The sequence below is a fragment of the Catenovulum agarivorans YM01 genome (assembly GCF_000281085.1).
In the GTDB taxonomy this organism is placed as follows: domain Bacteria; phylum Pseudomonadota; class Gammaproteobacteria; order Enterobacterales; family Alteromonadaceae; genus Catenovulum; species Catenovulum agarivorans.
Genome location: NZ_JH767522.1, coordinates 175,944 through 184,951, shown reverse-complemented (window position 1 = coordinate 184,951; position 9,008 = coordinate 175,944). Strand labels below are relative to the sequence as shown.

Genomic DNA, 9,008 nt, shown 5'->3' with positions numbered 1-9,008 from the left:
TGGGCGTCCCCCGCTGCCGCAAAGGCTTTAGATGAAAAAGCAAATTGGCTAGCAAAAGCGGTCGTTAGACCTGCTTTTGCCATAGTGCGTAAAAAATCACGACGTTGCATTTTGTTTTTTAAGATATTCATATCCATCTACCTCGCTTATTTACGCAATGTGAAGTTTTTGGTTTGAGTAAACTCAACCATTAAATCTAACAAGTTTGCACTGCTAGAAGACTTAAAGCTGTCGCCATAAGCTTGCAGAGTACAGTTGTCGTTAGAGTCTTCATGTAAGCCGCGTGAATATCTAAACCATTGGCGCGCGTAACAAGATTTACCGTGATCGCTATCAACAATTAGCTGAGCGAGTTCGTCCATACCTTGATAAGTGACCACTGGTTCACTGGCTGATAAGAAGGTTTCAGCAGAGGTTAAGCTACCAATGTAACCGGCGGCATTAATCTGTTTCACTTCACCAGCGTCTGTTGTTTCAGTTGTAACGTATTGACCGAAGGCATTGTAGTTTTCTAAACCAAAACCTATACCGTCGATAAATTGGTGACACGATTCACAACCATCTTGTAAATGCGCAGTTTCAAAACGCTCGCGCACTGTAAGTGTTGGGTCTTCCTGAGGTTTTAACTCAGCACCAATTGGTGGTGGCGGGAATTCCTGACACATTAAGTTTTTACGTACGAATAAACCACGTTTAACCGGATGGGTTTTTTCTGACGCAGATTGAATCGCTAAGATACCTGCATGACCCATAACACCAGCACGTTCACCGTTGCTTTCAGTTGCGTCATAGTCGACACGTTGCCATCCTGAACCACCTGGCCAACTGAAGCCGTAGTGCGTTGCAAGTTGTTCTGTCATATAGCTGTATTTAGCGGTTAAAAGCTCAGAGTATTCACCACCACCAAAGACGATGCGTTTAACAAACTCAATGGTTTCTTGGCGCATATCGGCTTTTAAGCTGTCAGATAAATCAACCGTTTTAATTTCTTTATCTAAATTCAACCAACCGGTAATAAAGCGTTCAAAGGCTGCTTCAGCTTTAGCGTCTTGCAACATAATTGTTAGCGTAGAAGCTATTTGGCTATGTGTACTGAGTTCACCATTGTCGGCTTTGCTGATTAACCAGCTATCCGGTGTAGTTGCCCAGTAGGTATAAGCTAGTAGGGTAGCTACTTCGTAATCAGTTAGTTCGAAATAACCCTCGGTATTCACTTCACCTACTTCAGAGCGATACAACATAGCTGGCGAAGATAAAATAGTGCTTAACAGCGCTAATTGACCTTGGTCGTTGTATACACCTGTTAATGAAGTTTTTTCCGTTGCTGTTAACGGCCGTCTAAATGCGCGTTTAGCAAAGTCATCTAAGAAACAGTTAATGTCGCTACAGCCTGAGGTTAGGTTGTACATATCTGTCACCATAGACGCTGCTGCTTCAGCGGCTAATACATAACCTTTAGCGTAATCATTGGTAAAGACAGTGTTTGCATTGGTTTTAAAGCCATTTGCTGGAATATCTGCCGGAACATTACCTGAGGTTACATCAATATCTGTTGTTAAACCTAGTAAGTCACGTACCGAGTTGTTGTATTCCAAGGTAGATAATAAACGATAGCTTCTGTCTTGTGGCACTACGTCGTCCAAATCATCCAAATTACAGGTATTGGATGGTGCAGTGAAAGCTTCGTCTAAAATCATAGCGGCGGTAGAACTTGCACATTCACCAGTACACATACCAGGGTTGCCAATTGGCATATTGCTTTGAATGTAGTCAGTTAGCTCGGCTAAGGTATATTGACTGCTTAAACCTAACAGCGGTGGTGAGCCTGTACCGTCGGCACCGTGACAACCTGCACAACCTTGGTCATTGTAGTAAGTACGGCCAACTAAGTGGTCATCGGTTGCAGGGCCAAATACCGCCAACAAAGTAAAGGATAGGGCGTCTTCAACGACTATTTGTGTATTTGCAGCTGTTGCATCTACCAAATATGCAGCGCCTGAGCCTTCCCATTGTTTAAACTCTAAACCTGTACCGGCTTCATCAGCTGTTACATCTAACACAGTGCCAACAGGGAATAATTTACCTGTTAAGTCGGCACTACCGGATAGGGTGATTTCACCGTTGCCGATTTGGATTTGTGTACCTGCTTCACTGCCGTTACCAGTTGGCGCTTGTGCTAACCAGCCTTGGTCGTAAAAACTTGGGTTAGCAATGTTTGTTACTAAGTTTTCTGACTGGTCAGCGCCTGCGTTACTAAAAATGACGCTAATGTCACCATTGCTGTTTGCCCAAGCAACAGGCAAGACCACACGGCTCCATGTACCACCAAACTCATCAGACATGGTCGTCGCTGCATTACCTGGCCAAGCTGCTGAACGTGTTGTTTCTGTGCCGTTTTCGTTGGTCCAGATATATACAGTTGGATTTGCCCATGCCGATGGCAAGTTAAAGTATAAGTACTGAGCTAAACCTAAGTTTTCAACTTGAATATTCGTGCTGATCCCTTGGTTTGTCACTGTAATAGTAGTGACACCCGCAGTAGAGCCTGCACTTAATAAACCTGAGTTCGATACAGAGACTATGCTGTTGTCGGCACTGCTCCAGCTTGAGCTTAATGTTGCTGAAACTGTCTCATCCCCCGCTGTTGCTACTGCAACTAACTGGCGAGTTTCACCACTAATTAACTGCACAGTTGCTGGTGCAACTATAGTTAAACCATCAATAGGAGCTGGATCTTGCGTTTGTGCGCTGGCACTAGCAGCGGCAGAATCAACCGATGCACCTTTAGCCACAACTTGGTAATAATATAAAGTTGAAGGTGCTAAACCTGAATCTGTCATGCCTGTAGTATTCGCTGCGAGCGTTGACACTAGCGTGAAAGGACCTGTGGCAGAGGTTGCACGGCTAACTTGGTAGTTTACTTCGTCTGTCGCGACATCAGTCCAAGATAAGCTAATGCTAGTATCAGACGCGGCAACTGCAGTTAAATCAGTTGGTGCATCAGGACCTGTTACCACGTTAATAACAATATTACCGCTGTAACCACCACTGCTGGCTGTAATAGTTGCAGAGCCACTATTCACACCTTGTACTGTCGCTTGGCCACTTGTTCCAGAAACAGTCACAACCGAAGTATCACTGCTTGACCAAGTTACACCTGCAGTTGGTACTAGTTCAAAACCATTGTCGTACAATGCCATAGCCGAAACTGTGGTCGTTGCGCCAATACCGACAGAGCTACTTGTCGCCGTTACTTGCATTGTCGTTTGGCTTGCGCCAACACCGTCAATCCAATCTGCAATTAGTGTGCTTGCTAATGGATTAGTAATTAAACTGCCTTTCGGCATACGGTTAGCATCGTCAGTTTGATAGTTGTAGATAATACTCGCTGAGTGATCGAACGGTAACATACGGTAAACCGCACCGCGCTTGATGTTCATAATCTCCATGTCTTTTAGGTCAGTTTCATAGTTCATATCCATAAAACCACCACCATGACAATGTGCACAGTTGGTATCTAAATAAGCGCGCGCACGTTCGTCAACCGTTCTGCTGGTGTCAGTTGGATCAGGTAATTCTGCTAAGTTAGCTGCAAAACCGATATTTTGATTAAAAATACCTACTTGGTTGAAGCTGTCTAGCTGATTTGCTACTACACCTTGGTAATCAAAATCTTTGTTCAATTGTTTAGTATCAATTGAAATAGGCTCTTTACTACCTGTACCAGTGTGACAAGACGAACATTCAGCGCCAGAGCGCACTCGATGTTGGACTAAGCTTGGCGCTTGGTCGTAGAATTGTTCAACCGTTTCTTCAAATGCTTGGTTGACCAAGTCAGCATCTGTTGCTTGAGCATTCCAGTAATAGTTTGCCGCAGCCCAGTTGCCAGCATTTTGACGGAACAATACTGAGGTTTGATAAGGTACTGAGTCAGTTGCATTAATTGGACGGTCTAGGTGTTTAACTAATACTGAACCTACAGGTAAATCCCACACGCTATTGGCATCAAAGTTAATGGTTTCGCCATTTGGTACAGCAATAAAGTGGCGCGTGATTAAACCGTCAAACCAACCGTCAGAATTAACATCGTATTCAATCACACCGTGTACAGGTGTTAAGTTTGTTAAGTCAGCAAATAAACCTGTTGCTGATAAGGTTGCAGGAATCACTGCTGCTTGCACATCACTGTCTACCATGCGGTAAATTGACGATAAACCGCCGTATTCTTCACCGTGTGAGCTGATAAATACTTCTTCACCGCTCACATCTGTGCCGAATGACGAAATATTACTTGGGAAAGCATCACTGACTAATACGTCTGTGTCGCCTTCGGTCGCAGACCAGATTTTTTTACTGACATAATCGCCGTAAATAAAGCGACCGGTTAAACCCGGCAATTGGCTACCGCGGTAAACAAAACCACCGATAATAGAAACTGAACCTGTATTGTGATCATAACCACCTATTGGGCCGGTTAAATCATTAGTACAGTCGCGGCTGAAGTTAGCATCACCACCGTCATTGCCTCTGTGGGTATTACCTTCACAGATAGGCCAACCATAGTTGTTGCCCGCTTGAATAATGTTTACTTCTTCAAAACCTTGTTGGCCGATCTCAGTTTCCCATAAGGTGTAAGGCAATACAGTATCAAAGGCCCAACGCCAAGGGTTACGATGGCCGTAAGACCAAATTTCATCTCGTACATTCGGGTCATTGACAAATGGGTTGTCAGCTGGAATGTCGTAGTACAAGCCTTGTGCATTTGGTGTATCACGCATTATGATGCGGATAAATGAACCGCGCAGGTTATCCGTTTCTTGTGAACTATTGTTAGTACGTGGATCTGGCTGAGTTGGTGTGATCGCCGTATCGCCATAAGCACCATCACCAATACTTAAGTAGAATTCACCAGTAGACGGATGGAACTGCATCATACCACCTTTGTGATCTGGCCCTGGCTGCGCAATACGCAAAATTTCTACTCTATCGCTTGCTGCTGTTGGCAAGGTCGTATCGTTTAAGGTGATGCGTTCAAGTACAGCATCGCCAAATACGCCGTTATCACTTTCGTTGTCGTTGTTGCCTTCAATATAAAAAATGTAGGCGTAACCATTGCTGGCAAAATTTGGATGGAAAGCGACTGATAACAAACCCTGCTCGTGGTAGTCGCGCACTTCGCCTCTGATATCCAATAAGGTGGTTACTTGTGCTTGGGTAACCGCTGGATCATTGGCAAATACTGATAATGTACCCGGTTTGTCAACTACGTAGATAAGGTCGTTTACGCCGTCGTTGGTTACATGCACAGGTGATGCAAAATACCCATCTAATGCAGGGAATGCTGATTCATAGGTATAGTTACCAGATGAAACACTGCCCGACAGTGGGAAGTTAAGCGGTTTAAGTAATTGTGGACGCTCAGGCAATGCTTGAGTTGCTGCAACTACTTCTAATGCAAAGGTATCTGTTTCACCGCTAGCTAAAGTCATAGTCACTGTGTATGTACCTTGAACTGTTAGTTCAGGTGTGACCACAGACTCGCCCATTAATGAACCAGACCAAGCATCACTTTGCCAAGTTGTTGCGGCTAAATCACCATTGCCAGCAACCACAGTTAAAGCTATTTGGCTGTTTTGGTTGGCTTTTCTATCAGGTCCTGCATCAGCTGATGCTTGAGTTGGAATGCCACAAGCTGTCGCTGTCATCCAAACACCATTGTTGTAACACAGGTTATCGCCAGTGAAATATAAATCGGCTGTTTGGTTGGCGCCATTGTCAGTAAAGATAACTTTGCCTGAAACAACATCTTCAGGAATGTCTAAATGCCAAGCATTAAGCCCACCAAACTCGGCCATTGCATGACCAGGCCAGTTTGAATTTGGCCAACTTGCAGCAGGCACAAAATCCCAAGTATGCGCGGTTGGTGCGGCAAAGTTATTAACATTGATGTAATAAATTGCTTTGCCTTGTGGATAATTGTAGACAGGATCTGGCCCAGTACCGACATTTAATCCACAAGATTGCAATGTGGTCCATTGATTGTTTTGATAACAAACATTTGGCCAAGTCGCGGCTAAATCAGCCGTTTGGTTTGCACCATTGTCGTTAAAAATAACACTGATCGAAGTTAAATCAGCTTGAGTGTCGTAGCAGTAAAAATTGCCGGTGGCGGTTAATGCTTCGCCCGGCCAGCCTAAATTGGCAAATGCACCTTGAGGTTGCCCATTCCATAAATATACGGTTGGATTGGCAAAGTTTGCGGCATTGTCATAACAGATAGTACTAGCCGTGACCGTAGGTGCATTGCTGGTATCAATCACTGTTACAACCACAGAGTCGGTGGCTGTTGCACCTTGATCATCCGTTACCGTTAGGGTGATAGTAAAAGTACCTTCGCTGTTAAACGTGGTTGTTGGAGACACACCGGTTGAACCATTGTCCCATTGGTAGCTAACAATGTTTCCGTCAGCGTCACTCGAGTTACTGCCATCTAAAATGACTGAATCACCTAAATTAACCGTAACATCTGCACCTGCATTGGCTACCGGTGGCTGATTAACTGAAATCAATCCACAATCGGCCAGTGTTTGCCATTGGTTGTTTTGATAACAAGTTGTGGCGCCAGCCATGTTTAAATCGGCAGTTTGTGGGTTGCCGTTGTCATTAAAAATTACGTTAAGTGAATTAACCGCCACGCCTGGATCGTAACAATAAAAACTGCCCTCTTGGGTCATATCTTGACCTGGCCAGTTAGTATTTGCGATTGCTCCAGCTGGGGCTGAATTCCACATATGAATTTTAGGATCGTTATAACCATTGTTATTGTCATAACAAATGGACGTTTCTGTTACCGCGGCTTGGGTTTCAAAACTGAGTGTGCAACTCATAACTGAAACACTTAACACTGGCAACAGATAGTAATGCAAGGCGTGTTTAACTCGCCCTGTATCCTTTGTTGTGTGCATATATCCACCTCATTTTGTGTGTAAGTTCCCTTGTATTAGGGCCGTGACTTCGGATCTTCCGTGGGTGTCCGTAGCTGAACAAAGCGTCTTTTTGTTCAAATAGGCGCACTGTTCATCACAAAAATTAACACAGCAAAATAGTTGGATCTATGTAACCAGAGTGTAACAAAAAGCTTCGAACTGGGGTTCTGGTTAACCTGTTGTTTACATGTTGACAAAGTGAATTTGTTTACTCTTATGAGTACTCTGTCTTTTAGCTTGTTGTATTCCTGTTATGCTGACTTTAAATTATTTTGATATAAATCATTAAGTTAACTCGTATTTTGTCTTAATTCTTGCCCATTTTGTTAAATTAAATTTATAACTAAATGTATCTTTTTTGTTTAAGTGAATTGTCCAATTGGAATATACAGTTGGCTGAAAAAGGCGTTTTTTTGCACTCTATGACTTGGCAGAATCGCGTGTATGAAATTTGCTTTTTGAGGTAGTCAATTTACTTTTATTGTTGACAATGTGCAATTAATTTGTTTTTATTTCTTTTAAAATCAAATGGATATGTGTTTTTGTAAGGTTGTGTGTAACCCCTTGTGCAATGGCCTATTTTTCTTTGCATACGTATTCAATAGTCTGATTTTATGAATACGTATTCATAAGTTGTAGTGCATTGACAAGTTTTTAATCCAAGCTAAAAAGCCGTATAGTTAACCTTGCGTTAACATTTTATTGGCGCAGCTTGCACACACAAAATTGTTCCACAAACTAGATAGCGGGGTCTGTATGGCAGATTTGTACCCAACACAGCATAAAACAATTCAGCAGAGTTTTACTGTGCAGTATCAATATCCAGTGATGTTTTTACGCAATAGTTTTGCATTGGATAATTCAGCTTTAGCTGAGTTGATTGATAATCAGGACGAACAGCCAAAAATTTTACCCGTTATTGACGACCAAGTGGTTGCGAAACAGCCACAACTGATCTCGCAAATATACAGCTACATGCAGCAGCATGGGTTAAATTGTTTACCTGCCATTCAAATTGCTGGTGGTGAGGCGTGTAAAAACGATACCCAAGTTTTAGATACAATTTATTCTGCGGTTGAAAAATTTGCCATCGATCGACATTCATACATTTTAGTCATTGGCGGTGGTGCGGTAACAGATGCTGTGGGTTATGCAGCTGCAACTGCACATCGTGGTATTCGTTTAATTAGAATGCCAACCACAGTACTTGCGCAAAACGATGCGGCAGTTGGTGTTAAAAATGCCATTAACTATAACAAGCGCAAAAATTATTTAGGCACATTTGTCCCGCCATTTGCTGTGATTAACGATCATGATTTACTTGATACATTAGAGCCACGCGACAAACGTGCTGGCATAGCTGAAGCGATTAAAGTTGCTTTAATTAAAGATCGCGCCTTTTTCTACGAGTTATACAGCGACAAAGATGCTCTGGCTAAATTTGAGCAAACCGCGATGGAAAGCATGATTTATAAAGGTGCTCAGTGGCATTTACATCATATCGCGACCAGTGGTGATGCATTTGAATTTGGCTCGGCGCGTCCACTTGATTTTGGCCATTGGTCAGCGCATAAATTAGAAGAAATTTCTAACAACAGTTTACGCCATGGTGAAGCTGTCGCTATAGGTATCGCGTTGGATAGTATTTATTCGCACTTGATGGGTTATATTCAACAAAACGAACTAGCACAAATTCTAATTTTATTAGAAACCTTAGGGTTTGAATTAACTCACCCAGCTATTTATCAACTCGATGTAAAACAAGCATTAAATGAATTTAAAGAGCATTTAGGCGGCCGTTTGTGTATTACTTTGTTGTTGCAAATTGGTTGTGGTTTTGAGGTTAGAGAAATCGATATTGCTGTAATGCAAGATGCGATTCAGGCGTTGCAGTTACAAGAGTATCTCAACTGGACGGAAGTCGCTTAGTATCCTTATCCTTCGTATTTGACGCCACAGCGTTGTTGGCTGCATAAACTCGCCTTAGTCACTTAGTGGCCTAAGCTCCCAAGGTCGAGTTTA

General features: G+C 42.9%; 2 protein-coding genes. One reads left to right on the top strand and one right to left on the bottom strand.

Going from position 1 to position 9,008, the window contains the following annotated elements:
• Positions 1–146: 146 nt before the first annotated feature.
• On the bottom strand, positions 147–6,965 hold the full coding sequence (locus tag WSC_RS0103525) for a starch-binding protein (RefSeq protein ID WP_016954522.1): 6,819 nt from the start codon (positions 6,963–6,965) through the stop codon (positions 147–149).
• Positions 6,966–7,742: 777 nt separating this feature from the next.
• On the opposite strand from WSC_RS0103525, the gene WSC_RS0103520 reads away from it, so the two are divergent.
• Positions 7,743–8,915: a 3-dehydroquinate synthase gene (locus WSC_RS0103520; protein WP_016954521.1), complete on the top strand. Its 1,173-nt coding sequence runs from the start codon at positions 7,743–7,745 to the stop codon at positions 8,913–8,915.
• The last annotated feature ends 93 nt before the right edge of the window (positions 8,916–9,008 follow it).

Bases quoted from the DNA above. Each gene is read 5' to 3' on its own strand.
- WSC_RS0103525 (WP_016954522.1), bottom strand. From the start codon at position 6,965: ATGCACACAACAAAGGATACAGGGCGAGTTAAACACGCCTTGCATTAC.
- WSC_RS0103520 (WP_016954521.1), top strand. From the start codon at position 7,743: ATGGCAGATTTGTACCCAACACAGCATAAAACAATTCAGCAGAGTTTT.